Genomic DNA, 25,254 nt, shown 5'->3' on the forward strand with positions numbered 1-25,254 from the left:
ATGTTCGATCCAACCGAATGCTGGAACTATCTCAAACAGGCAGGCTACGTTGCATGTTAATCGCCCGATGCTCTAGCTCCCTACTCACCCTCGATGGGAGGATCGGCGCATAGCGCCGGGGGATGACGACATTGCGCCGCGTGGCACTCCCACCCCGCTCTGCTTCCCGGATCGACCCTCCCATGAGTGGAAGGGTGAAGACTAAAACCCCGCCTGATCGCGAAACAACTCCGCATTGTCGAGCTTCGACACTTCGATCACCGCTTGCGTGCGGCTATAGACATTGAGCTTGCGCAATATCTCCGAGACGTGCGCCTTGACCGTGGTCTCGCCGACCTGCAGCTCGTAGGCGATCTGCTTGTTGAGCAGGCCCTGGCGCAGCATCTGCAGCACCCTCAACTGCTGCGGCGTCAGCGTCGACAGGCGCTGGACCATGTCGGCGCGGTTGCTGCTGTCGGCGTCCCGCGGCTGGCCCTCATAGGTTTCCGGCACATAGATCGCGCCGTCCATCACCGAGCGGATAGCATTGGCCAGGTCGCTCTTGCGCGCCGATTTCGGGATGAAGCCGGCGGCGCCGTAGGAGAGTGCCTCCGAAATGATCTTCGGCTCCTCATAGCCCGACACGATCACCACCGGCAGGCGCGGATGGCGGGTCCTGAGTTGCAGCAGCCCATCGAACCCGTGCACATCGGGCATGCTGAGGTCGAGCAACGCGAGGTCGAACGGCTTTGCGTCGGCCAGAAGATCGAGCGCTTCCGAGATCGAGCGCGCCTCCACCGTGTCGACCTCGGGATAAGCCATCTGCACGGCGCTGTGCAGCGCCTCGCGAAACAGCGGATGATCGTCGATGATCAGAAACCGGGCGCGATCAGTGGCTGACGTCATGGCGTTGGTTTCGAGCCCCGTTCAGTTTGCGGCATAAGGTAGCCCCGCGATCACGAGCGGATTATTGCCAAATAGTATACCGCCGCCATCTGGAGTCCTTGTACGACCTTTTGCGAAGTGCTGCCGCGCCAAATGCGGCGCTTGCCCGGCTCTCGAAATCGGCCGAAGGTGCCGCCTTCCTACATCTATTTTAGAGTTCAACATGACCGCCTTCGTCCTACCCGTGCCGCCAACGCCTTCTGTCGCCGTCAGTGGCTCAGCCCAGCGTTTTGCCGTGCGGCGCATCTTTTGCGTCGGCCGCAATTACGCCGCGCACGCGCGCGAGTTCGGCAATGACGAGCGCGATCCGCCCTTCTTCTTCACCAAGCCGGCCGACGCAGTAGTCGATTCCGGCACGGAGATCCCTTACCCGCCGCTGACCGAAAACCTGCATTTCGAGATCGAATTGGTTGTCGCGATCGGTGTAGCTGGTTCTTGGATCGCCCGCGACAAGGCGCTGGACCATGTCTGGGGCTATGGCGTCGGCATCGACCTCACCCGCCGCGATCTGCAGGATGCCGCCAAGAAGGCAGCGCGGCCATGGGACTGGTCGAAGGCCTTCGACCGCTCCGCGCCCTGCGGCCCGCTGGTTCCGGCGCAGAAATCCGGACACCCGGCGAAGGGGCGTATCTGGCTCGCAGTCGACGGCGCGGTGAAACAGGATGCCGATCTGTCCGAACTGATCTGGCCGGTGGCCGACATCGTGTCGATCTGCAGCGAGGCAGTCGAACTGCAACCGGGCGACCTGATCTTCACAGGCACGCCAGCCGGTGTCGGCGCGGTCAAGCCGGGCGAGACGATGACCGGCGGCGTCGACGGCATTGGTACGATCGAGATCGCCATCGGCCAGCCCGGATCATGAGCGACATCGTCCTGCACAATTACTATCGCTCCTCCACCTCACACCGGGTGCGGATCGCGCTGGAGATGAAGGGGCTGAGCTATGACTACGTCCCGCATCACCTGCGCCACGGCGAGCATCTGGAGCCCGCCTATCTCGCGCTCAATCCGCAGGGGCTGGTCCCGACAATCGTATGGAACGACGGCATGATGCTGACGCAATCGCTGGCGATCATCGAATTCCTCGACGAGACGCAGCCCCATCCGCCATTGCTGCCGAAGGATCCGTCGGACCGGGCGCGTGTCAGGATGCTGGCGCAGATGATCGCCTGCGACATCCACCCGGTGAACAATCTGCGCGTGCTGACCTCGCTGCGCACCCTTTTCGGCGCTGGCGACCAGGACATCACCAACTGGTTCCGCCACTGGGTCAACGAAGGCTTCGGGCCGCTTGAAAAGATTCTGGCCTCCTCGCCGTGGACCGGAACATTCTGCCATGGCGAAGCGCCGGGGCTGGCCGACATCTGCCTCTCGGCACAGGTCACCAGCAATGCGCGCTTCGGTGTCGACCTGGCGCCCTACCCGACCATCGCGCGCATCAACGCCGCCTGCATGGCGCTGCCAGCCTTCCAGAAAGCTGCGCCGCAGAACCAGATCGATGCCGAATAGGCAAGCCTGCGGAATTGCTGCCGCTCTGGCGGAATCGATTTCCGCTTGACCGGTCAGGGAATCGTCTATCGTTTCCGGTAGCGTATGCCGTTTCAAGGGTGGAGTTACCTATGAAAGCCGTCGTCTTCGAGAAATTCGGCGAAGCACCGACGATCCAGACCGTTCCCGATCCGAAGCCGACAACCGACGGCGTCGTCATCAAGGTCGAGGCGACCGGGCTCTGCCGCAGCGACTGGCATGGCTGGATGGGTCATGACGCCGATATCCGCCTGCCGCATGTACCGGGCCACGAATTGGCCGGGGTCGTGGTTGCCGCCGGCAAGCATGTCACCCGCTGGAAAGCGGGCGAACGCGTCACGGTGCCGTTCGCCGTCGGCTGCGGCCATTGCTTCGAATGCACGTCGGGCAATCACCAGGTCTGCGAGCACCAGTCCCAGCCCGGCTTCAATGCCTGGGGCTCCTTCGCCGAATATGTCGCCATCGAGCATGCCGACACCAATCTGGTGCGCCTGCCCGACGAGATGGAATTCGCCACCGCCGCCAGCCTCGGCTGCCGCTTCGTTACCTCGTTCCGCGCCATCGTCGATCAGGGCCGGGTGAAACCGGGCGAATGGGTAGCGGTGCACGGCTGCGGCGGCGTCGGCCTGTCGGCGATCATGATCGCCAGTTCGATGGGCGCCAATGTCATTGGCATCGATCTCTCCGACGAGAAGCTGGACTTCGCCAGGAAGATCGGCGCGGTCGCCACCATCAACGCCTCGACGACGCCGAATGTGGTCAAAGCGGTCAAGCAGATCACCAATGGCGGCGCGCATATGTCGATGGACGCGCTCGGCCACCCCACGACATCGTTCAATTCGATCGCCAATCTGCGCCGGCGCGGCCGCCACGTGCAGGTCGGCTTGATGCTGGGCGAGCACGCCCGCCCGCAAGTGCCAATGGACAAGGTGATCGCCTTCGAGCTCGAAATCCTCGGCAGCCACGGCATGCAGGCCTATCGCTACCCAGCACTGATGGAGATGATCCGCACCAGCAAGCTCAAGCCCGAACTTCTGGTCGGCAAGAAGATCAGCCTTGACGAAGCCCCGGCGGCGTTGATGGCGATGGGTGGCTTCGAGGGCATCGGCATTGGGGTGGTGACGAAGTTCTAGGTGCGGGAATATCTTCCCGAATTACCGCGCAAACTTCTTCGCACCGACAACACAAAGAACCACGCCGAGCGTGACGACGATCATCAGCGGGCTGACCTTCTCGTGCAGCAGGGTCGCCGCCAGCGCAAGGCCGAAGAAAGGCTGCAGCAGCTGCAACTGGCCGACCGCCGCTATGCCGCCTTGCGCCAGGCCGCGATACCAGAACACGAAGCCGATCAGCATGCTGAACAGCGAGACATAGGCGAGACCAATCCAGGCATGGGAGCCGACATCGGCAAAGGACTGCGGCAGCGTCGCGAAAGTCAGCACCAGCATGATCGGCAGCGACAGCGTCAGCGCCCAGCAAATCACCTGCCAGCCGCCAAGCCGGCGCGACAACGCGGCCCCTTCGGCGTAGCCCAGCCCGCAGACGATGATGGCGGCGAGCATCAGACCATCGCCGACCGGTGAAGCGGTCACGCCCTGGACCAGGGCGAAACCCGCGACCAGCGCGCTGCCCAGACATGAAAACAGCCAGAAGCCCGGGTGGGGACGGTCGCCGCCGCGCAACACACCGAAGATCGCGGTCGCCAACGGCAGCAGGCCGACGAAGATGATGGAATGCGCGGAGGTGACGTGCTTCAGCGCCAGCGCGGTCAACAGGGGGAAACCGACCACCACCCCAAGCGCGACGATCACCAAAGACAGCAGATCCCCGCGCTCCGGACGTTTCTGCCGGAACAGAAGCAGCATCGCCAGGCCAAGCAATCCGGCAATCGCCGCCCGGGCCGATGTCAGGAATGTTGGATCGAAATCCGCGACCGCCACGCGCGTCGCCGGCAGCGAGCCGCTGAAGATCAGCACGCCGATAAGTCCATTCATCCAACCGCTCGCGGTCTTGTCCATTGCAGGCTCCTATTTCTTTTGCCTCTATCGGCCGGAAGTCCATGGTGCAGCCAGAGACAATGGGGTACAATTTCGCGAAACTGTAATGGTCAATCGGACAGTACGGATGACGGATATCGCCTTCGAAACCAATGGCTCACAAACTCTGGTGGAGAGTGTCATGGCGACCATCCGTCAGAGGATTGCCGCGCGCAGCCTGACACCGGGAGCCCGGCTGCCCTCGATCCGGGCCTTCGCAAAATCCATGCAGGTGTCAAAGTCCACCGTCGTCGAAGCCTATGAGCGGCTCGCCGCCGAGGGCGCGATCCGCTCCCGGCCGGGCTCCGGCTTCTACGCCGCCGGATCGCTGGCGCCGTTGTCGCTGGCCGAGATCGGTCCTCGGCTCGACCGTGCCGTCGATCCGCTCTGGGTGTCACGCCAGTCGCTGGATGCCAGCGGCGAGGCCCTGAAACCCGGCTGCGGCTGGCTGCCGGCCTCCTGGATGCCCCAGGCCGGCTTGCGCCGCGCCCTGCGCACGGTGGCGCGTGCCGAAGATATCGCGCTTGCCGATTACGGAACGCCGCTTGGCCTGCCGCCACTGCGGCAGCTGCTGGCGCGCCGCATGGCCGGGTATGGCATCGAAGCCTCCCCCAAACAGATCATGCTGACGGAATCGGGCACGCAGGCCATCGACCTCCTGTGCCGGTTCCTGATCGAACCTGGCGACACGGTGCTGGTCGACGACCCCTGCTATTTCAATTTCCACGCTTTGCTGCGCGCCCATCGCGCCAAGGTCGTCAGCGTTCCCTATACGCCGTCAGGACCGGATATCGAGCTGTTTGCGCAGGCGCTTGCCGAACACCGGCCGCGCCTCTACATCACCAACTCCGCCATCCACAACCCGACCGGTGCGATCCTGTCGCCAGTCACAGCGCACCGTCTGTTGAAGCTCGCCGATCAGTCGGACCTGACCATTGTCGAAGACGACATCTTCGCCGATTTCGAGCACGCCCCTGCCCCGAGGCTGGCGGCGTTCGATGGTCTCAGCCGCGTCGTCCACATCGGCAGTTTCTCCAAGACGCTGTCGGCGTCGATCCGCTGCGGTTTCATCGCCGCGCCCCGCGACTGGATCGATGGCCTTACCGACCTCAAGATCGCCACGACCTTCGGCGGCGGACGGCTGGCGGCCGAACTGGCCCTGATGCTGCTGAAGGATGGCAGCTACCGCAAGCATATGGATTTGCTGCGCGTGAAGCTTGCGCGCGCCATGGTCGAGACCGGCGCCCGGCTGAAGGCAATCGGCATCACGCCCTGGATCGACCAGCCGGCCGGCCTGTTCCTGTGGTGCGGCCTGCCCGATGGCGTTGACGCGGCCGAAGTCGCACGCCGCGCCCTCGCCGACAATGTCGTGCTGGCGCCAGGCAATGCGTTCAGCCTGTCGCAGACAGCGAGCCGTTTCCTGCGCTTCAACGTCGCCCAGTGTGGAGACGAGCGGATTTTCAAAGTGCTGGAAACCGCGATGAAGCGGTGATCTCAGGCCCTCTTTGATCAGCGGCCGGCGCAGACCTCCCGCACGCACTCACGCAACCAGCGTTGCGCCGGGTCGGCATCGAGACGTGGGTGCCAGAGCATGGAGATGGTGACTTCCACGGTGGCGACCGGGAGTGCAAAACTGTGCATCCCGGCCCGCGCGCCGGCAGTGTGCCGTTCGGGCACGCTGGCAATCAGGTCCGAGGCGCGTGCCAGGGCGAGTGCCGCCGAGAAACCCGAGACCATGCACACGATCGTCCGCTGCAGGCCAAACGTGCCCAAGGCTTCGTCGATCGGCCCCTTCTCGCGGCCACGCCGGGAAACGCTGATATGCCGGCCCGCCGCATAGCGCTCGGGCGCCACCGTGCCCTCGCTCAGGCGATGGTCAGCTCGCACGGCACCGATGAATCGGTCGCGAAACAGCGCCTGGATGCGCACTTCGGGTCCGGTTTCGCCGGCGACACCGATTTCCAGGTCGATCGCCGCGTCGCGCAGCGACATCGCGTCCTTATTGGACTTCGCGGCGAAACGCAGCCGCACCCTCGGCGCATCGGCCTCGACGCGGGCGACGAGACGAGGCCCGAACTCCTCGACGAAACCCTCGTTGGTACGCAGCGTAAAGACCCTGTCCAAGCGCCGAAGATCAAGCAACTCGGCGGGACGCAGCAGCGCCTCCGCGTCCTGGACGGCACGGCCGACCTGCCGCCGCAACTCCTCCGCTCGCGGCGTCGCCACCAGGCCGCGCCCGGCTCGGACCAGAAGCGGATCGCCCGTTGCCTCGCGCAACCGCGCCAGCGTCCGGCTCATTGCCGAGGGGCTGAGCCGCAGACGACGCGCGGCCCGCGCCACGCTGCCTTCCGCCAGCAAGGCGTCGAGTGCGAAGAGCAGATTGAGATCGGGTGACGCCATCAATGGTTCATAACATGATGTAGCGTCTGATGCACGAATATCATGCAAATGCTGCGCCTTCCGCCATATCATCCACAAGACTAGATCTCCAACAGCTCCGGTTCGGAGCAAGCGCAAAGGAGATCGCCATGGCAGTCGCGAAGCAAAATCGGGAGAGGCCGATATCAACTTCACAAAAATCCGCCGGCAGGGCACTGGCAAGCCTGTCGCTCGCCACGCTGCTGTCATCGTTGGGAACCAGCATTGCCAGCGTCGGGCTGCCCTCGCTGATGCAGGTGTTCGGCGCGCCATTTCAAGCCGTGCAATGGGTGGTTCTCGCCTATCTCCTTGCCATCACCACGCTGATCGTCAGCGCCGGGCGACTGGCCGACATGTTCGGGCGCCGGCCGTTGCTGCTCGGCGGTATCGCGCTGTTCACATCGGCATCGGTGCTCTGCGGGCTCGCGCCGACGCTCTGGCTGCTGATCGCCGCCCGAGCCGTGCAGGGACTTGGCGCGGCGCTGATGATGGCGCTGACGCTGGCCTTTGTCGCGGAGACCGTGAGCAGGGAAAGGACCGGCAGTGCCATGGGCCTGCTTGGCGCCATGTCCGCGATCGGCACCACACTCGGCCCGTCGCTCGGCGGTCTGCTGATCGCCGGCCTCGGCTGGCGGGCGATCTTCCTGGTCAATGTCCCGCTGGGCCTGCTGACCTTCGCCCTCGCCTGGCGCGCGCTGCCTGCCGGCAACAAGGCAGCCCAACAAGGCAAGTTCGACGCGACAGGCACTGTCCTGCTGGGCTTGACGCTGGCCGCCTATGCGATGGCCATGACGCTTGGCCGGGGTAATTTCGGCGTGCTCAATGTCGGCCTGCTGGCTGTCACCGCCCTCGGCATCGTGCTGTTCGCTGTCGCACAGAGGAGCGTGAAGAACCCTCTGGTCCAGCTTGCCGGCTTCCGGGATCTGCGGCTCAGCGCCAGCCTGGCCATGGGCTTCATCGTCGCCACGGTGATGATGGCGACCCTGGTCGTCGGCCCGTTCTATCTGTCGCGGGGGCTGGGACTCGATGCCGCGACGGTCGGCGTGGTGCTGTCGACCGGGCCGCTCGTCTCGACCCTGTCGGCGCTGCTGGCCGGGCGCCTTTCGGATCGGCTTGGCGCCCACAGGATGATGGTCGCCGGCCTGATCAGCCTCGCCACGGGTACAGCCCTTCTGTCGCTCGCCATGACGACGCTCGGCATTGCCAGCTATGTCGGTCCGATCACCGTCACCTGCTTCGGCTACGCCCTGTTCCAGACATCCAACAACGCGGCTGTCATGAGCGGTGTCGGCGCCGGCGAGCGTGGTGTCATATCGGGGTTGCTCAACCTGTCGCGCAATCTAGGCCTCATCACCGGCGCTTCCCTGATGGGCGCAATATTCGCGGTCGCATCGGCCGGTGCTCGGCAAGGAACAGGTCAGGACGTGGTGAATTCCGCCTCGGCCGCCCGGGGAATGCAGGTCACCTTCGAGACGGCAACCGCCCTGGCGCTGGCTGCACTGTTGCTTGCGCTCTTATCGTTGCGCATTTCCGGCCGTCCGCAGCCCGGGATTGCGTGACCTGCGGGGGGCTTTGGGCGGACACCGCTCAGGCCCCTGCCCGTTTACGGCGCTCATAGAGCATGACCAGCGTCTCCGCCGTCAAGGCGGGCTTCTCCTCACCCTCGATCTCGACGGTGTTGGCGGCCTTCATCAGGTACTGGCCAGGCCCTCTGTCTTCCATGGAAAGCAGCGTGGTGCGCAGCCGGATGCGCGCACCGACCTTGACCGGTGCCAGGAAGCGCACCTTGTCGAAGCCGTAATTGAAGGCGGCCTGCGTATTTTCCGGCACGATGCCCATGCCGAGCGCCAGCGCGCCGATGATCGACAGCGTCAGATAGCCATGCGCGATCGTCGTGCGAAACGGGCTCTGCCGCCGCGCCCGTTCGGGGTCGACATGAATCCATTGATGGTCGCCGGTGCATTCGGCGAACTGGTTGATACGGTTCTGGTCGACCGTGGTCCATTCCGAGACGCCGAGCTCCTGGCCGGACATCGTCCTCAACTGCTCGTAGGTTGGCGGCGTTTTAGGCCGTACTTCAGTCATTCCTGCTTTCCCGATAGCTTGCAGCGCCTCCGGACCACGAACTGACTGCTTCTGTCAATTCGTCGCGCATGATTCCGTTCCGCTGAATTCCGGCCGATTCGTGCCATGGCTTGCCTTGCAATGGCAGGTCGAATTCGGATTTTCTGACTGTCAAGAACGGGCGTGAGCGATAGCGTTGCGCTGGTGCAACTATGCGCAAGGTTGCGGGATTGCGAACCGGCGCCCCCGGCCGAAGGCGGAACCGCAGCCCATCGAAGCCTTACTTCTGCCCATAGCCGGCGCGGATTTCCTCCATCGCCTCCTTGATGCGCGCACGCAGGATATCGATCGATTCGGTGCCCGATTCCCTCGCCAATTCGGCCACTTCACCGGCATTTTTCAGGGCGGCCTCGAAGGATTTCCTGGCGAACTCCGTCTGCTTGGCCAGGAGTTCCTGGGGGTTCCCCGGCGCCCGGTAGCTCTGCGCCATGTCGGCAACCTCGCGCAGCGTGTCCTGCAGCATCTCGCGTTGTCTTGACAGCAGCGAGGACGCTCCGGCGGCACTGACGCGCGCCGATTTCTCCAAGGCTTCGAGGTTCTTGCGGTGATGGGCGAGGATCGCCTCGACATCGACATTGGGCACCTTCAGGTCACGGCCGAACCTGCCGAACATGTCCATGAAGGAATCGGATTCCGGTTGCTTTGCCATGAGTGTCTTCTCCCCTGTTGCCGCGGATGCGGTGCCCTCGTCGGGAGAATAGCACTGGGCTGCCGTATGTCCATTTCGAACACAGGCCTGGCGAGCGAGGCGCATCAATTGACCGGGAGCAGCAGCTCGATCGTGTAGAGCACGATGCCCGCCAGTCCGCCGATGATCATGCCGTTAAAGCGGATATATTGCAGGTCCCTGCCGATGTTCATCTCGATCAGCCGCGTCAGTTGCGCCAGGTCCCAGCGCTTGACCTGATCGGCGATGAATTTCGACACGCCGCTCTTCTGGCTCTCGACGAAGGAGGCCAGCGCCACGACGAACCCCTGGTTCATGTCGGCCCGGATCTGCGCATCGCCGGCAAGGTGCCGCCCGACCTCGACGAACATGTTGGCGAGATGCGCGCGGATCACCGAATTCGGCGCCTTGGCGTCCTGTTCGATGAACAGGCTGAGGCTCTCCCACATATCGCCGGCCAGCGCCCTGACTTCCGGTCTGGCGAGGAAATCGTGCTTCATCTTCTCGGCACGCCTGGCATACTGCTTCGACGTCCGCAGCCGCTCGACGAAGCCTTGCGCGAATCGGTCGAACTCGGCGCGCATTGGATGGTTGGGATCGGCCCGGACCTCGTCGAGCAGGGAGCCCGCGGAGGCGACGATCTTCTTCAGCAGATAGGCGTCGGCCCTGAACAGGTTGAACAGCGATGGCAGTTCCTCGCGGATCTTCTCGCGCATCGTCGCCAGCGCCTGCTCATCGTTGAGGAAACGGCCGATCACCTTGATGAATTCGTCGAACAGCTTCTGGTGTCGGCGGTCATCGGTGAGTGCCGACAACAGTTCGGCGGCCAGTGGCGCCAACGGCACCTTTTCGATCTGCTCGAGCATGCGGCTGGTGACGAAGCCGCGCAATCCGGATTGCTCGACGGCGGCAAGCGTCTGCGGCACCAGCCGCACGACGAAGCGCGACAGGCCGGCGGCGCGCTCGGCGTCGGCCAGCCAGTCGGCGACCAGCGCTGAAAAATCGACCTCGGCCAGCTTTTCCCGCACCGGTTCCGGCGCCAGGAAGTTGACCTCGATGAAGCGGCCGAGATTATCGGCGATGCGGTTCTGGTTTTCCGGAATGATGGCGGTGTGCGGGATCGGCAGCCCGAGCGGCCGCCTGAACAGCGCCACCACCGCGTACCAGTCGGCGAGGCCGCCAATGGTCGCCGCCTCGGCGAAGGCAGCGACGAACCCCAGCCACGGATAGGTGCCCTGGAACGACTTGGCCAGCGCAAACACCAGCACGCAAAGCGCCAGAGCGGCCGTGGCGATGAATTTGGTTCGCCGCAGCGCGGAGAGTTTGGCGGCCGCGTCGGTGTCGAAACGGACGGGCGCCAGGGACTGGGCCGATTGAGACATGATGAGCCGCTCCTCGTCGATCCCAGCCTATCTAGTGCTTCGGCCGCCAAAATGCCCGCGACGACCGTTTTCCTAAGCTTTTCGCTCCACTGCGCACATAAAGTTGACGAGAATATTCATCTATCAAACGATGGCAGTCTGGAATTATTCCAAGGTATAAGCCATATTCGGATCGAGGCCAGCGTGGCGAATTCGAATTCCGGATGGGAGCCGCGCGGCAAAGTTTTGGAATCTGGCGTGGGTTGCGCCAGCGCCTAGCGAGGACAAGATGCGGCTAACGCGCCAAACCAACTATGCCATGCGCATCCTGATGTACTGTGCCGCCAATAATGACCGGTTGAGCCGCATTCCAGAGATCGCGGCCGCCTATTCCGTATCGGAGCTTTTCCTTTTCAAGATCCTGCAGCCACTGGTCGAGAACGGCCTTGTCGAGACCGTGCGCGGCAGGAATGGCGGCGTCCGGCTTGGCCGCGCAGCCGAGGCGATCAGCCTGTTCGACGTCGTGCGCGTCACCGAGGAAAGCTTCGCCATGGCCGAATGTTTCGAGAACGACGCCGCCGAATGCCCGCTGGTCGACAGCTGCGCGCTGAATTCGGCGTTGCGCGAGGCGCTCAACGCCTTCTTCGCCGTGCTGGCCCGCTACACGATCGCCGACCTCGTGGCGGCGCGGCCGAATGTGCGCAACCTGCTCGGCATCGACATGCTAGAGCGCCGCGCGCCGGCCGCATAGCGGAAGGCTATACGCTTTTCGCGTCGCACACGGTTTGGGCCACGAGGTCGGAAAATTTCCGTGCCGCGGCACGCCCGTCGAGGCCAGCCGCGCCGGCTCAGGCCGCGGCGAGCAGGCTCGCATTACCGCCCGCCGCCGTGGTGTCGACGCAGACAGCCCGCTCATGCGCATAGGCCGCCGGATTGAGCACCTCGCTGACCAGCGGCACGATCGGTCCGCTGCGCTCGGCAATGACCTTGCGCACGATGCGCGCCGCCTCGGGCGTCCCGGAAAAAGCAACGACATCGACGCGTAACGACCGCGCCTCGACCGGATCGGGCCGGCCATCGATCGCGGCCAGAGGCAGGCCTTTCCCGATCAATGCGGAAAGTGCGGCCGGCGCTCCGGGTGCCACGGCAAGCACCGCATTGCCGGCGGCGAGCGCCTGGATGGTCTGGGCAAGCAGCGTATCAGCGTCGGGACCGAGGCACAGCACCCGGCCGCGCGGCGACAGCGACAGCGTGTTGGCCTCGCCGGTCGGCCCGGGCAAATCGACCTGGCCGAAATCGATGCCGGCGGCGGCAGCGATCGCCGCCGCTCCCTTGCCGCGCAGATGCTTGCGCAGGATGGCGATCCGGTCCGGCCGGGTCGACCAGCCGCCAAGCGCCGGATCCGGCAGATTGTCGGCCAGTTCGGTCGCCGTCACCTTGTGGCCGTCCTGCACATGCGTGCCGGCCTCGGGGCCTTTGCGGAAGCGTCGGAGATAGTGCGGCCCGCCGGCCTTTGGTCCCGTACCGGACAGCCCCTCGCCGCCGAACGGTTGCGATCCAACCACGGCGCCGATCTGGTTGCGGTTGACATAGATGTTGCCGGCATGGATGCCGTCGACGAAATGCTGCACGCGGCCTTCGATACGGGTGTGCAGGCCGAAGGTCAGGCCATAGCCCTTGCGATTGATCGCCGCGATCACCGCATCGATCTCGTCGGCGTCGAACGTCGAAACGTGCAGCACCGGCCCGAATACCTCGCGCTCCATCTCCTCGATGCCCTTGACCCGAAAGACGTGCGGCGCCACGAAGCGGCCGTCCTTCGGAGCTTCGAGCTTGGCGATCAGCCTGCCCTCGAGGCCCTTCTTGGTGCAATAATCGCTGATCGAGGCCTGGGCCTCGTCATCGATGACCGGACCGACATCGGTCGAGATCAGCCAGGGATCGCCGACGTTGAGCGCTTCCATCGCGCCCTTCAGCATCTCCAGCATCTTCTTCTCGACGTCCTTCTGCACATAGAGCACGCGCAGCGCCGAACAGCGCTGGCCCGCACTCTGGAAGGCCGAGGCCAGGATATCGCGTACCGCCTGTTCCGGCAGGGCCGTGGAATCGACGATCATGGCGTTGAGGCCGCCGGTCTCGGCGATCAGCATGGCATCTGGCGCGGCGGTCTCGGCCAGCTGCTTTTCGATCAGCTTGGCGACCTCGGTCGACCCGGTGAAGCAGACACCTGCAATGCGCGGGTCGGCGGTCAGCGGCCCGCCGACCGACGGGCCGTCGCCTGGCAGAAGCTGGATAACGTCTTCCGGCACGCCGGCCTCGCGCAGCAATTCGACGGCGCGGAAGGCGATCAGCGGCGTCTGCTCGGCCGGCTTGGCGATCACCGAATTGCCGGTGACGAGTGCCGCCGCGACCTGACCGGTGAAAATGGCGAGCGGGAAATTCCACGGCGAAATGCAGACGATGGCGCCCCGCGCCTCGGTGCCCGCTTCGGCATTTGCCGCCTCGGCGGCGTAGTAGCGCAGGAAGTCTACGGCCTCGCGCACCTCGGCGACCCCGTCGGCCAACGACTTGCCGGCTTCGCGGGTTGCCAGCGCGAAAAATTCGACAGCATTGGCTTCATAGAGATCGGCGGCGCGGTTGAGGATGGCGGCACGTTCGGCAACTGGACGTCTAGCCCAGGCCGGCTGTGCTTCCACCGCGATGCGCACGGCCGTCGAGACCTGCTCGGCGGTGGCCTCGTGAACCGTGCCGACCACCTCGCCGGGTTTCGCCGGATTGACGATCGGGCGCTGCTTGCCGGCGCCCGCGGCGCGCGTGATCGGCTTGGCGTGCCAGCGGTCCGGCCCGGCAAAGGCCGCCCTTGCCTTGTCGATTGCCGCGAGCGTCACCGTGTCGGTGATGTCGAATCCCTTCGAATTGCGGCGGCCGGCTCCGAATATCTGGGAAGGCCGGGTAATCGCCGGATTGGCGGCCGGCCCCTGGTGCTCGATCGTATCGAGCGGATCGCGGGCAATGTCCTCCGGCTCGACATCCTCGTCGGTCAGTTGGTGCACAAAGGAGGAATTGGCGCCGTTCTCCAGCAGCCGGCGAACCAGATAGGCCAGCAGGTCGGAATGCGCGCCGACCGGCGCATAGATGCGGCAGCGCGTGCCTTCGGCCTTGCGCACCGTCTCGTGCAGCGCCTCGCCCATGCCATGCAGGCGCTGGAACTCGAAGCAATCGCGATCTCCCGCCATGGACAGGATGGCCGCGACGGTGTGGGCGTTGTGCGTGGCGAATTGCGGATAGATGCGGTCGGTCATGCCAAGTAGCTTCTTGGCGCAGGCTATGTAGGAGACGTCGGTGTTGGCCTTGCGGGTGAAGACGGGATAGCCGGAAAGCCCAAGCGTCTGCGCCCGCTTGATCTCGGTGTCCCAATAGGCGCCCTTCACCAGCCGCACCATGATGGTGCGATCGTACTTCTTCGCCAGCGCGTAGAGCCAGTCGATGGCAAACGCGGCGCGCGGCCCATAGGCCTGGACGACGACGCCGAAACCATTCCAGCCGGCGAGTTCCGGCTCGGCCAGCACCCGCTCGATCACGTCGAGCGACAAATCGAGGCGGTCGGCCTCCTCGGCATCGATATTGAGGCCCATGCGCGAATGGCGCGCTGCGAGCGCCAGCGTCAGCAGGCGCTCGGCCATGACCGGCAGCATCTCTTCCTTCTGCGCCACCTCATAGCGTGGATGCAGCGCCGAGAGCTTGACCGAGATGCCATGGTTCTGGCGGATGTCGGGGCTGTTGGAACCGGAATCGAGCGAGGAAATGGCGTCGGCATAGGCCCTGTGGTAGCGCAAGGCGTCGGCCTCGGTGCGGGCGGCCTCGCCCAGCATGTCGAAGGAATAGAGATAGCCCTTCTGGATCATCGGCCTGCCGCGCTTGACGGCTTCCGCGATGGTGCGGCCGAGCACGAACTGCTCGCCCATTTCGCGCATGGCGGCGGCGACCGCCTTGCGGATGACCGGCTCGCCCAATCGCCGCACCATCGAACGCAACGTGCCTTCGATGCCGCCCTCGCCCTCGTCGAGTACGCGGCCAGTTAGCATCAGCGCCCAGGTCGAAGCATTGACGAAGATCGAGCTCGAACCGCCAGAATGCGCCGACCAATCGTGCGGCGCGATCTTGTCGGCGATGAGATCGTCCATCGTCTCGGTATCAGGCACGCGCAGCAGCGCCTCGGCCAGGCACATCAGCGCCACGCCTTCCTTGGTGGAGAGGCCATAGGCGGAGAGGAAGACCTCCATGAGCCGTGGATCCGACGAGCCGCGCACCGCCCGCACCAGGTCGGCGGCGCGGGCCGAAATCGCCCTGCGGTTCTCGGCCGAGAGCCCCGTCGTCTCCGCCAGACGCTTCAGCGCCTCGTCTTCGTCGGGCAGGTAGTTGGCACGGATCTGCTGGCGGATGGCGTCGAGCGGCATGGCGGTCCTATGAGCAAGCATAAGGGAACGGCCCGGCGGTCACCGGACCGAATGGCGCAAGCTAGCACAGGCGCGAATTTTAGTCGGTCCAAAGAAATCGACATTTTAGCCCATATGATCTATCATAGCGCCATAAATTCATTAAACGGACTATGTTTTTCATGACAGAAGACCAATTGGACCGGATCGACAGGAACATCCTGTCGGCGCTGGCGAGCAACGGCCGGCTTTCCATGTCCGAACTGGCGGCAAAGGTCGGTCTTTCCAAGACACCCGTGCAAGCGCGGGTGAAGCGGCTAGAGAAGGACGGCTTTATCAGAGGCTACCAGGCGATCATTGATCGGGAGCGCATGGGCGAAGGCCATGTCGCCTTCGTCCAGGTGAAATTGTCGGACACCCGTTCCGCCGCGCTGGACGCTTTCAACCGCGCCGTTCAGGGCGTGCCGGAGATCGAGCAGTGCCACATGATGGCGTCGAGCTTCGACTATCTGCTGAAGGTGCGCACCAGGGACATTGCCGCCTATCGCCGCGTGCTCGGCGAGCGTATTTCGGCCCTGCCTCATGTCGCGCAGACCTCCACCTTCGTGGCGATGGAGACGGTGAAGGATCGATGACCATGATCCCGAAAAGCAGACGCCGGTTTTCGGACGAGATTATGGTCAAATAAGAAAACAGAGCCTATTCCGAAAGCGTCTTCAGGAACGCCACCAGCGCCGCGCGCTCGCGATCCGAAAGCTGCAGCGGATGGATTTCGGATACACCTTCGACGCTCGGTGCAGCCTTGGCGTAGTGCGCAACCACCTCGTCGAGCGACGAAAACTGACCGGCGTGCATATAGGGCGGGCGTGTTGCCGCGCCGCGCAGCGACGGTGTCTTGTAGGCGCGGATCAGTTCCGGCGCGTCCTTGACCATGAAGCGCAACTCGCCGCAGGCGCTGACGTCGCCATCCCGATACGCGCCGAAGCAGTTGAACGGGTCAGCCTCTACCTGTGCCACCGCGTCGATGCGTCCGCGATCCGGCGGCAGACCTGCGACAGGCGGCACGCCCGTGTTGTGAAAGCCGTTGTCGGTGAAGCGCGGGCCGTTGTGACAGGTCACGCAATTGGCCTTGCCGATGAACAGTTTCAGCCCAAGGATCTCCTCCCTGGAAAAGGCCGCGTCGTCTTTCGGCTCGGCGCCTGTGACGAGGTCGAGCGCAAAGCGGTCGAAACGCGTCTGTGCCGGTTCGATCGAGCGTTCGAAGGCCGCGATCGCCTTGCCTATGTTGGCATAGACGCGGTTGACGGCGTCGCGCTGCGCGTCGCTCATCGCGTTCCAGGCAGCCCTCTCGGCATCGCTTCCAAGCGGGCTGGCATTGAGCGGAATGCCGGAGAAATCGGGCAGCGGCCCGAAGATGCGCTCATAACGTTCGCCGAAGCGCGCCTTGATGTAGTGCGCATAGGCGGCGCGGTTTCCCGCCTGCTCCAGCGGATTTTCCAGCGGCGTCAACGCTTGCGCCCACAGACTGTCGCGACGGCCGTCCCAGAACAACCAGGGGTCGCGCGCCACGCCGGCCAGCGCCATGGTGCGGCGGTTGGTGCGGCCGATGCCCACCGCCTGCGGCAGGTCATCCTGGAACTGCCGGTCGATCTTGTGGCAGGTCGAGCAGGACACCGTACCGTCGCGACTCATCCCTACGTCGAAGAACAGCGTCGAGCCAAAAGCCGCGGCCGCCGGCACGTCGGCAAAACGGTTGGTGGTGTCGGGCTTCAGAAGCGGCAGCGTGTTCAACGCCAGAGAAGCGATGGTCTTCTTCTCGGCGTCGGAGAAATCCGGTTTGCCGCAGCCAGCGAGGATGGCCGCCACTGTCAGCGCCAGAAAGAAGAAAAGACGCTTCATCGATCGCTCACAGCACCACGTTGAACAGCACCGTGTCGGAGCCGGCGGTGGCCGAGATGGCGAAGTGCAGCTGCCACCAGCCGCTCATCGTGAATTTCACCCCCTCGATGCGATAGCGGCCGTCGCCGAGATAGTCGGTCGCCTGCGGGCTGGTCGGAAGGCCGTGATTGTGCTGCGGCATTCCCCCGGAGATGGTGATCGCGGCCCCCTCCACCGGCGCACCGGCCTTCGTCTTCAAGGTCAGCAGCCAGGATTCCAGCTCGCCCTGCCGCACGACGCCCCTCTCCGGCGCGAAGCTCGCCATGAACAGCCCGTTGTCCGTGGTCTTTGTCCGCGAGACATCCGGGCCGATGGGCTGTGCCGATTGCGGCGCGGTCAGATAGACGATCGCGAGAACGCCGACCAGCAGAGCAGCCAGACCAAGACCTGCCAGGAGATAACGCCATAACGATGCCAAACCAGTTCCTCTTCTGCGGACAACGTTCTGCCGGGAGGATCGCATCCCGCCAGGCCGTGGGAAACGCTGTGGCGGAAAAAAGCCTGCTTGCCAAGCATGGCGCTGTCGCCGGCAAAAAGCTACAGCACCAAAATCACTGGAGGATTGCAGATGGCGGGAAACGGCGTCGCCTCGATCGGCGAATGCATGCTCGAATTGTCGGGGCAGACCGGCCCCAACTGGCGCATGGGTTTTGCCGGCGACACGTTCAACACACTGTGGGCGCTGCATGCGTTGAGCGGGGACCGGCCGGCAACCTATGTCTCGGCCTTCGGCGACGACCCCTTCTCGCAGGGCCAGATCGGCTTCTTCGTCGAAAACGGCATCGGCATCGGCTCCAGCCCGGTGATACCGGGAGCGCGCCCCGGCCTCTATGCGATCACGTTGACCGGCGCCGAGCGCTCCTTCACCTACTGGCGCGGCGACGCCGCCGCACGGCAGCTCGCGTCGGACGCTGAGGCACTGTCGAAAAGCCTGAAAAATCAGTCGCTTGTCTACTTCAGCGGAATCACTTTGGCAATTCTGGACGAGGCCGCGCGCAAAACGCTGGTGACGGCCCTGGCCAAGGCGCGGGCGGCTGGCTCGCTGATCGCCTTCGATCCCAATTACCGGCCACGGCTCTGGCGCAACCGCCAGGACGCGCAGGCGGCGATCGTCGAAGCGCTTGATGTCACCGACATCGCGTTGCCGACCTTCCCCGACGAGCAGATGCTGTTTGATGATGCATCGCCACGGGCAACCGCGGAGCGGCTCGGGCGACAGGTCGGCGAAGTTGTCGTCAAGAATGGCGAGCAGCCGGCATTGGTTGCCGAAAACGCGACAGTGGAGGATGTGCCCGCGATCCATGTCGCTGCCCCCGCCGACACGACCGGCGCCGGCGATTCCTTCAATGGCGGCTATCTCGCGGCGCGTCTTGCCGGTCATGGCCCTCGGGAAGCCGTCCGCCGGGCCCATCGTGTCGCCGCCGCCGTGGTGCAGGTTAGCGGCGCGCTGGCGCCATTCGAGACTCTGCGAACTGCGTTCGACGGCCTAGGTCCAACCTGATCCTCGGAGATTTAAGGCAGGCGGAACCGGTATTCCGTCACATGGTGGTAGATCGCGCCAGGCCACAGCGTCGCCTGCGGGAAATACGGCCGGTTCGGTGCATCCGGCCATGTCTGCGGCTCCAGGCAGAAGCCGCAGAAAGGCTTGTAGCCGCGCCCCTCCAGCCCGGTGCGCGGCGTCACGTACTGACCAGTGTAGAGCTGAATACCGGGCTCCGTGGTCCAGACCTCCATTTCGACACCTGAACTCGCCCCTTGCGTCCATGACGCCTGCTTCAGCGGCCCACGCGTCGAGGCAAGGCAGAAATTCCGGTCGTAGGGAAGCTGCTCGCCCTCGGTTTCCATGCGCAACGGCCGTGCCTGACGGAAATCATAGGGCGTGCCGTCAACCGGCTTGACCACGCCGGTCGGGATCATGTCGCCATCAACCGGCAGATAGGCGCCGGCATTGAGCATCATCCGGTGGTCGAGGATGTCGCCGGCGCCGCCATCATCCAGGTTGAAATAGGAGTGCTGGGAGAGATTGCACAGCGTCGGCTCCTCGCAGGTCGCCGTCAGTTCGACGCTGAGCGTCCCGGGGATCTTCAACCGGTAGGTGCAAGTGACGTCGAGCGCGCCGGGAAAACCCATCGCACCGTCCGGATCGTGCAGCGTCAGCGTGACGAAGTCCCTGCCATGCAGCGAAACCGCCCACGGCCGATGCGAATAGCCTTGCGAGCCGCCATGCAGCGTATGCTTGCCGAGGAAGTTGCGTTCCGTCTGGTAACGGTTGCCGCCAATCGTGAAGCGGCCGTCGGCGATGCGATTGGCATAGCGGCCAACCACCGCGCCGAAGAAGGCAGTATCGGTTTCATAGGCTTCCAGATTGCCGTAGCCGAGCACCAGCGGTGCATCGTGCCCGGTCAGGCGCAAATCCTGGACGATGGCGCCAAATCCGATGATATTGGCGGTGAGGCCGCCGCCTCTGATCGTGAAGCGGCGCACCGGCTCGCCTGCCTGAGTCGTGCCGAAAACCTCGCCGTCCTTCATCGCCATGCCCGCAAACGCCAGTTGATCCAGAAAAGTTCGGCTGGTCTTCCATGAGAGATGGGAGGGCCAACGGCCTTCCCATCCGGGAAGCTCTATCAGAGGCCGAGGCCGCCGATGCAGACATATTTGGTATCGAGGTAATCCTCGATGCCCTGGTGTCCGCCTTCCTTGCCCAGGCCCGATTCCTTGACGCCGCCGAACGGCGCCTCCGGCGTGGTGATGAGACCTTCGTTGACGCCGACCATGCCGTATTTCAGGCCTTCCATGACCCGGAAAGCGCGGCCGAGATCGCCGGTGTAGAAATAGCAGGCAAGGCCGAACTCGGTGTCGTTGGCGAGCGCGACCGCCTCTTCCTCGGTCTCGAATTTGAACACCGGTGCGATCGGGCCAAAAATCTCTTCCTTCATGAAGCGCATCTTGGGCGTGGCGTCGGCGATCACCGTCGGCTGGAAGAACGAACCGCCAAGCGCATGGCGCTTGCCGCCGGCAACAACCTTACCGCCCTTGGAGGTGGCGTCGGCGATGAATTCCTCGACCTTCTCGACCGCCTTCTCGTCGATCAGCGGTCCCTGTTGCACGCCCTCCTCAAGGCCGGAACCGACCTTCAGTCCGTTGCTGGCCGCGGCCAGCTTCTCGACGAACCTGTCATAAACGCCCGCCTGGACGAGGAAGCGGTTGGTGCAGACGCAGGTCTGGCCGGAGTTACGGTACTTGGCAGTGATGGCGCCCGTGACGGCACGGTCGATGTCGGCATCGTCGAAGACGATGAACGGCGCGTTGCCGCCAAGCTCCATCGACACCTTCTTGACCGTGGTCGACGATTTCTGGATCAGGATCTTGCCGACCTCTGTCGAGCCGGTGAAGGTGATCTTCTTGACCAGCGGATTGGCGCAAATCTCATCGCCGATCTCACCGGCGGCGCCGGTCAGGATGTTGACGACGCCCTTGGGGAAGCCGACTTCCTCGACGAGCGCGCCCCAGGCGAGACCCGAATACGGCGTCTGCGAGGCCGGCTTGACGACGGCGGTGCAGCCGGCGGCCAGGGCCGGACCGAGCTTGCGGGCCAGCATCGAGGACGGGAAATTCCACGGCGTGATAGCGGCGATGACGCCGACTGGTTCCTTGGTCACCAGGATACGGCGGTCCGCCCACGGCGACGGTACGATGTCGCCATAGGCGCGGCGGCCTTCTTCGGCAAACCACAGGATATAAGCAGCGGCCGAACCGATCTCGCCCTTCGATTCGAACAGCGACTTGCCCTGCTCGATGGTCAAGAGGTCGGCCAGCACGTCCTGATTGTCCATCATCGCGTCATGCAGCTTGCGCAGCAGCTTCGAGCGATCGAGAGCGGTGGTCTTGCGCCAGGTCTTGAATGCCTCATCGGCGGCTTCGATGGCGCGGCGCGTTTCGGCCTTGCCCGACTTCGGCACCGTGCCGATCTTGAGACCGGTGGCCGGGTTGGTGACGTCGACCGTCTGCCCGCTGTCGGCCGGGACCCATTCGCCATTGATGAGATTGGCCTGCCGCATGAAATGGCTGGTTTTCTGAAGCATGGTCTATCCTCCGTTCGGCGCGCTAACGGGCCGGTCTGTGAATTCTGCGTGAAGCGTGCGCATGACTGGAGCCTGCTCTTTACCTAGGGCAAGGCCCGCAAGCAATCGCAAGATGGCATATAGGGCTTGGGCCAGCCCATAACGAGAGCAACCGTGGTTCGCTGTGTGTATCGACACATCCTACCCAAAGACATGCAAAACAATCGTCAGCCAGAAGGCCGCGGTAACGGCAGCAAAGGCGGTGGCGATCGTCATCTGGTTCGATGCCAGCGCCTGGCCGGTGTTGAACTGCACCGCGATAAGATAGGAATTGATGCCGGACGGCAGCGCCGCCACCACGACGGCCACCTTGGCTGTCAAGGGCGGCAGGCCGAGCAGCCAGACGAAGCCCAGAACCAGCGCCGGCATCAGGAACAGTTTCAGCGCCGAAAGCGCCAGTGCCGGCCGCACATTGCCCGATATGCCGAAGCGGCGCAGGCTGAGCCCCATGGCGAACAGCGCCACCGGCCCGGCGGTGTTTGCCAAGGCCTCGACCAGCCGCATCATGAGGGCCGGCAATGGTACGCCGCCGAGCCGCCACGCCAGCCCCAGGAGAATGCCGATGATCAGCGGGTTGATGAACAGCCGCTTCAGGAAACTGTGCAGGACCCGCAGCGGATGCACATGCTCGCCACTGCCGCGGCCGAACATTTCGAACAGCACGATCGACGCCATCATCATGATCGGCAGGTGCACGCAAACCAGCAACGACAGAACTTCGAAGCCACTCGGGCCGAATATGCCGAGGATGAAGGGAGCGCCGAGCAGCACGATGTTGGAAAAGGCCGACGAGACGCCTCCGACGACGCCGGCGCGGGCATCGCGTCCGAATATCCGCGTGATGACGACATGGCCGGCGGTCCAGGTGATCGCCGCCGCTGTGAAGTAGGCGCCCCACAGCGGCCAGGGCGCCACGCCGTGGAAATCCGCCTTCACCATGGTCTGGAACAAAAGCAGCGGCATCGCCACCGAAACCGCGAAATCGGATATGCCCTCGCCGCTCGCCGGCCTGAGATAGCCGGTAAGCCCGGCGAGATAGCCGAGCGCGACCAGGCTGAAGACGAAGAGGACGGTTTCTGTGAGCGGAGACATTTTTTCAGGGATAGGCGAGCCATGCCCGGGGCGCAATCGCGGCAATATCCACAGTAGCTGCCCCAGCGATGACCACCGGAATATCTGAAAGTCGGCGAACTCTTCTGGAAACGCAACGTATGGTTTGTCATCTTGCCGGCCAGAAGATCGATCTGGTGAGGAAGCAACTCGCTAAAAAGTGAGGCTCGGAACGCGGCCGGTTCTTGGCTTGTCTTTGTGTCTGCCTTCCAATGCCTATATGCGAATCGTCGGAGGCCGATGCCGGGCTCCTGGAAGGTGACGATGTTCCGATTGGCCTTGGCGTTGTTCCTGCTTGTTGTGCCTGTGGCGGCCCACGCAACGGATGCCGGGTGGGCGCTGCTGCGTGACGGCGGCCATGTGGTTCTGCTTCGCCACGCCATGGTCACCGGCACCAGTGACCCCGCCAATTTCGACATCGACAACTGCGGCACCCAGGTCAACCTGTCGGCGCGCGGCAAGCAGCAGGCGAGCAGGATAGGCGCCCTGTTTGCCGCCCGCGCGGCGCCGGTTGAGCGCGTGCTCTCCAGCCGCTACTGCCGCTGCCTCGACACAGCGCGCATCGCCTTCGAGGCCGAGCCGAAACTGTTCGCGCCGCTCGACCTCTTGAAGGGCGACGATGGGCAGAAGGCCGCGCAGATCGCCGGCATCCTGAAGGAAATCCGCGCTTATTCCGGCTCCGACAATCTGGTCATGGTCACCCACCTGGAAAACATCGTCGCGCTCACCGGCATCTCGCCGCGCGAGGGCGAGGCCGTGGTCGTCGAGCCGCAGGGCGACGGCCTGCGCGTGCTCGGCCGCGTCACTTTCTGAGGACCGGCCGAGGACCGGCAAGACGGCGGCGGTTTGCCATCGCCGGCAGCTGCCGGAACATCAACCGGCGGAACTGCCAGCTTGACCCACGGGCCTTCTTGCGTTTCTTGGCATGCTTCCCATCTGCGCCCGGCTCATCAGGCCTTTTCCTGCCGGGAAAAACCGACTAGACAGCGCCCAAACAAGCTGCGGACAGATTCCGCCCGCAAAGAAGGAAAAGCCCTTGTCCACCACGTTCGACAAAGTCGCCAAGATCATTGCCGACACCAGCGAGATCGATATCGACACCATCACGCCCGAAAGCCACACGATCGACGATCTCGGTATCGACAGTCTCGACTTCCTCGACATCGTCTTCGCCATCGACAAGGAATTCGGCATCAAGGTGCCGCTGGAAAAGTGGACCCAGGAAGTCAATGACGGCAAGGCTTCCACCGACGATTACTTCGTCATGAAGAACCTGTGCGCCAAGATCGACGCGCTGGTTGCCGCCAAGACCGCCTGACGCCAGTTGAGCGCCGCGACCTTGACGCGCTTCGCCGCCTGACCCACAAAGCCGCTCATGAGCAGCCCCCGCGACGTCGTCATCACTGGAATCGGCCTTGTCTCCTCATTGGGAGAAGGCCCGGAAGCCCATTGGCAGAAGCTCGCGCAACCAGGCCTGCAGCCGGTGCTCGAAGCGGCGCGCTTTGCGCCCTACACCATCCATCCGCTGCCGGAGGTCGACTGGAACCTCCAGATCGCCAAGCGCGGCGACCAGCGGCAGATGGAAACCTGGCAGCGGCTCGGCACCTATGCGGCCGGACTTGCCCTCGACGATGCCGGCATCAAGGGCAATGATGATCTCTGCGCCACCATGGATATGGTTGTCGCCGCCGGCGGCGGCGAGCGCGACGAGGCGGTCGATGCCGCCATTCTCGCCGCTTCGGAAAGCCGCAATGACCGCGATGTGCTGCTCAATGAGAAGCTGACTACCGAATTGCGGCCTACCCTGTTCCTGGCCCAGCTTTCCAACCTGCTCGCAGGCAACATCTCCATCGTCCACAAGGTGACCGGCTCGTCCAGAACCTTCATGGGCGAGGAAGGCGCCGGCGTCGCCGCCGTCGAGACGGCCGCCGCGCGCATCCGCTCCGGCCAGTCGACACACATCCTGGTCGGCGGCGCTTTCCAGACCGAGCATTCCGACATGTTGCTCGGCTACGAATTGGCCGGCTATCTGCATCGCGGCCCGTGGATGCCTGTCTGGCAAAGGCAGGGCGCCGAGGGTGGCGGCGTGGTGTCTGGCTCCGGCGGTGCCTTCCTTGTGCTGGAGCAGCGCGAACACGCGATGAGCCGGGGGCGCAATATCTATGCCGAGCTCGGACCGGTCGTTTCCGGCCGCGCCAGGCGGTCGCGCGGAGAGCTCGACGCCGAGATCGCCGCACTGCTCGCCCGGGCGAAGCTGCCGAACGGCAAGTTGCTCGCCATGTCGGGCGCGTCCGGCGCGCATGCGGCAACCACCGCCGAGAAAGCGGCGCTCGATGCCAATCCGGCAATCGCCGCGCGCGGTTTCTCAACGCTGACCGGGCACATGAAGGAAGCGCAGTTTCCGTTCGCCGTCGCGCTGGCCGCATTGGCCGTCGACCGCAAGGCCGCCTACCCTGTCTTTGATGCCGCCGCCGAGAAGCCGTTCGAAGGCATTCCCGGAACCGTCCTTGCAACGGCGATCGGCTATCACCAATTCGAGGGCATGGCGCTGGTCAACGCTGCGTAAGGCGGCATTGTTCGGCGATGCTGTAA

General features: G+C 64.3%; 23 protein-coding genes. 11 read left to right on the top strand and 12 right to left on the bottom strand.

Annotated features, from left to right (window positions below):
• Positions 1 to 201: 201 nt before the first annotated feature.
• Positions 202 to 885 (bottom strand): response regulator transcription factor, encoded by a 684-nt coding sequence (locus FJ548_RS25755; RefSeq protein WP_140607586.1) that lies wholly within the window; start codon positions 883 to 885, stop codon positions 202 to 204.
• A 202-nt stretch (positions 886 to 1,087) separates the two neighbouring features.
• Between FJ548_RS25755 and FJ548_RS25760 the strand changes: the two genes are divergently transcribed.
• The 3 genes from FJ548_RS25760 (at position 1,088) to FJ548_RS25770 (ending at position 3,584) form a co-directional block, all read left to right on the top strand.
• A complete protein-coding gene (locus tag FJ548_RS25760) occupies positions 1,088 to 1,786 on the top strand; it encodes a fumarylacetoacetate hydrolase family protein (RefSeq protein WP_140779354.1) in 699 nt (232 codons plus the stop codon).
• Positions 1,783 to 2,433 (top strand): maleylacetoacetate isomerase, encoded by a 651-nt coding sequence (gene maiA, locus FJ548_RS25765; RefSeq protein WP_140607588.1) that lies wholly within the window; start codon positions 1,783 to 1,785, stop codon positions 2,431 to 2,433. The genes FJ548_RS25760 and maiA overlap by 4 nt, the downstream gene beginning before the upstream one ends.
• 110 nt (positions 2,434 to 2,543) lie before the next feature.
• Positions 2,544 to 3,584 carry a zinc-dependent alcohol dehydrogenase family protein gene (locus tag FJ548_RS25770; RefSeq protein WP_140779355.1) on the top strand — a complete coding sequence of 347 codons (1,041 nt, stop codon included), beginning with the start codon at positions 2,544 to 2,546 and terminating at the stop codon, positions 3,582 to 3,584.
• Positions 3,585 to 3,605: 21 nt separating this feature from the next.
• Here FJ548_RS25770 and FJ548_RS25775 read toward each other — a convergent pair whose 3' ends face one another.
• A complete protein-coding gene (locus FJ548_RS25775) occupies positions 3,606 to 4,469 on the bottom strand; it encodes a DMT family transporter (RefSeq protein WP_140779356.1) in 864 nt (287 codons plus the stop codon).
• Positions 4,470 to 4,575: 106 nt separating this feature from the next.
• On the opposite strand from FJ548_RS25775, the gene FJ548_RS25780 reads away from it, so the two are divergent.
• Positions 4,576 to 5,979: a PLP-dependent aminotransferase family protein gene (locus tag FJ548_RS25780; protein WP_181168910.1), complete on the top strand. Its 1,404-nt coding sequence runs from the start codon at positions 4,576 to 4,578 to the stop codon at positions 5,977 to 5,979.
• A 17-nt stretch (positions 5,980 to 5,996) separates the two neighbouring features.
• On the opposite strand, the gene FJ548_RS25785 is transcribed toward FJ548_RS25780, so the two are convergent.
• A complete protein-coding gene (locus FJ548_RS25785) occupies positions 5,997 to 6,887 on the bottom strand; it encodes a LysR family transcriptional regulator (RefSeq protein ID WP_140779357.1) in 891 nt (296 codons plus the stop codon).
• A 128-nt stretch (positions 6,888 to 7,015) separates the two neighbouring features.
• Between FJ548_RS25785 and FJ548_RS25790 the strand changes: the two genes are divergently transcribed.
• Positions 7,016 to 8,464 carry an MFS transporter gene (locus FJ548_RS25790; RefSeq protein WP_140779358.1) on the top strand — a complete coding sequence of 483 codons (1,449 nt, stop codon included), beginning with the start codon at positions 7,016 to 7,018 and terminating at the stop codon, positions 8,462 to 8,464.
• A 28-nt stretch (positions 8,465 to 8,492) separates the two neighbouring features.
• Here the strand turns inward: FJ548_RS25790 and FJ548_RS25795 are convergent, their stop codons facing one another.
• The 3 genes from FJ548_RS25795 to FJ548_RS25805 all read right to left on the bottom strand — a co-directional run bounded on the left by FJ548_RS25795 (position 8,493) and on the right by FJ548_RS25805 (position 11,078).
• The gene (locus tag FJ548_RS25795; protein WP_140779359.1) at positions 8,493 to 8,990 is read right to left on the bottom strand and encodes a MaoC family dehydratase; all 498 of its coding nucleotides are present in this window, start codon (positions 8,988 to 8,990) and stop codon (positions 8,493 to 8,495) included.
• 259 nt (positions 8,991 to 9,249) lie between these two features.
• Positions 9,250 to 9,678 carry a phasin family protein gene (locus tag FJ548_RS25800; RefSeq protein WP_140694249.1) on the bottom strand — a complete coding sequence of 143 codons (429 nt, stop codon included), beginning with the start codon at positions 9,676 to 9,678 and terminating at the stop codon, positions 9,250 to 9,252.
• 104 nt (positions 9,679 to 9,782) lie between these two features.
• The gene (locus tag FJ548_RS25805) at positions 9,783 to 11,078 is read right to left on the bottom strand and encodes a DUF445 domain-containing protein (RefSeq protein WP_140607595.1); all 1,296 of its coding nucleotides are present in this window, start codon (positions 11,076 to 11,078) and stop codon (positions 9,783 to 9,785) included.
• Positions 11,079 to 11,346: 268 nt separating this feature from the next.
• On the opposite strand from FJ548_RS25805, the gene rirA reads away from it, so the two are divergent.
• On the top strand, positions 11,347 to 11,808 hold the full coding sequence (rirA, locus tag FJ548_RS25810) for an iron-responsive transcriptional regulator RirA (RefSeq protein WP_137934645.1): 462 nt from the start codon (positions 11,347 to 11,349) through the stop codon (positions 11,806 to 11,808).
• Positions 11,809 to 11,905: 97 nt separating this feature from the next.
• On the opposite strand, the gene putA is transcribed toward rirA, so the two are convergent.
• On the bottom strand, positions 11,906 to 15,514 hold the full coding sequence (gene putA, locus FJ548_RS25820) for a bifunctional proline dehydrogenase/L-glutamate gamma-semialdehyde dehydrogenase PutA (RefSeq protein ID WP_140779381.1): 3,609 nt from the start codon (positions 15,512 to 15,514) through the stop codon (positions 11,906 to 11,908).
• Positions 15,515 to 15,675: 161 nt separating this feature from the next.
• On the opposite strand from putA, the gene FJ548_RS25825 reads away from it, so the two are divergent.
• Positions 15,676 to 16,128, top strand: a complete 453-nt coding sequence (locus FJ548_RS25825) for an Lrp/AsnC ligand binding domain-containing protein (protein WP_140607597.1) — start codon at positions 15,676 to 15,678, stop codon at positions 16,126 to 16,128.
• Positions 16,129 to 16,192: 64 nt separating this feature from the next.
• On the opposite strand, the gene FJ548_RS25830 is transcribed toward FJ548_RS25825, so the two are convergent.
• Positions 16,193 to 17,392, bottom strand: coding sequence for a cytochrome c peroxidase (locus tag FJ548_RS25830; RefSeq protein ID WP_140779360.1), 1,200 nt, complete (start codon positions 17,390 to 17,392; stop codon positions 16,193 to 16,195).
• 7 nt (positions 17,393 to 17,399) lie between these two features.
• Entirely contained in the window at positions 17,400 to 17,849 is a 450-nt protein-coding gene (locus FJ548_RS25835; RefSeq protein WP_140607599.1) for a FixH family protein, read from the bottom strand.
• Positions 17,850 to 17,999: 150 nt separating this feature from the next.
• On the opposite strand from FJ548_RS25835, the gene FJ548_RS25840 reads away from it, so the two are divergent.
• Positions 18,000 to 18,932, top strand: coding sequence for a sugar kinase (locus FJ548_RS25840; protein WP_140607600.1), 933 nt, complete (start codon positions 18,000 to 18,002; stop codon positions 18,930 to 18,932).
• Positions 18,933 to 18,943: 11 nt separating this feature from the next.
• Here FJ548_RS25840 and FJ548_RS25845 read toward each other — a convergent pair whose 3' ends face one another.
• From FJ548_RS25845 to FJ548_RS25855, 3 genes are all read right to left on the bottom strand, one after another.
• On the bottom strand, positions 18,944 to 19,966 hold the full coding sequence (locus FJ548_RS25845) for an aldose epimerase family protein (RefSeq protein WP_140763307.1): 1,023 nt from the start codon (positions 19,964 to 19,966) through the stop codon (positions 18,944 to 18,946).
• An 89-nt stretch (positions 19,967 to 20,055) separates the two neighbouring features.
• Positions 20,056 to 21,513 (bottom strand): NAD-dependent succinate-semialdehyde dehydrogenase, encoded by a 1,458-nt coding sequence (locus FJ548_RS25850; protein WP_140779361.1) that lies wholly within the window; start codon positions 21,511 to 21,513, stop codon positions 20,056 to 20,058.
• A 180-nt stretch (positions 21,514 to 21,693) separates the two neighbouring features.
• Positions 21,694 to 22,644, bottom strand: a complete 951-nt coding sequence (locus FJ548_RS25855; protein ID WP_140779362.1) for an AEC family transporter — start codon at positions 22,642 to 22,644, stop codon at positions 21,694 to 21,696.
• Positions 22,645 to 22,926: 282 nt separating this feature from the next.
• On the opposite strand from FJ548_RS25855, the gene FJ548_RS25860 reads away from it, so the two are divergent.
• The 3 genes from FJ548_RS25860 to FJ548_RS25870 all read left to right on the top strand — a co-directional run bounded on the left by FJ548_RS25860 (position 22,927) and on the right by FJ548_RS25870 (position 25,228).
• Entirely contained in the window at positions 22,927 to 23,475 is a 549-nt protein-coding gene (locus tag FJ548_RS25860; RefSeq protein WP_140607604.1) for a histidine phosphatase family protein, read from the top strand.
• A 223-nt stretch (positions 23,476 to 23,698) separates the two neighbouring features.
• Positions 23,699 to 23,980, top strand: coding sequence for an acyl carrier protein (locus tag FJ548_RS25865; protein ID WP_010909964.1), 282 nt, complete (start codon positions 23,699 to 23,701; stop codon positions 23,978 to 23,980).
• 57 nt (positions 23,981 to 24,037) lie between these two features.
• Positions 24,038 to 25,228, top strand: a complete 1,191-nt coding sequence (locus FJ548_RS25870) for a beta-ketoacyl-ACP synthase (RefSeq protein WP_140779363.1) — start codon at positions 24,038 to 24,040, stop codon at positions 25,226 to 25,228.
• Positions 25,229 to 25,254 lie beyond the last annotated feature (26 nt).

It is taken from the genome of Mesorhizobium sp. B2-4-17 (genome assembly GCF_006441275.1).
Taxonomy (GTDB): Bacteria; Pseudomonadota; Alphaproteobacteria; order Rhizobiales; family Rhizobiaceae; genus Mesorhizobium.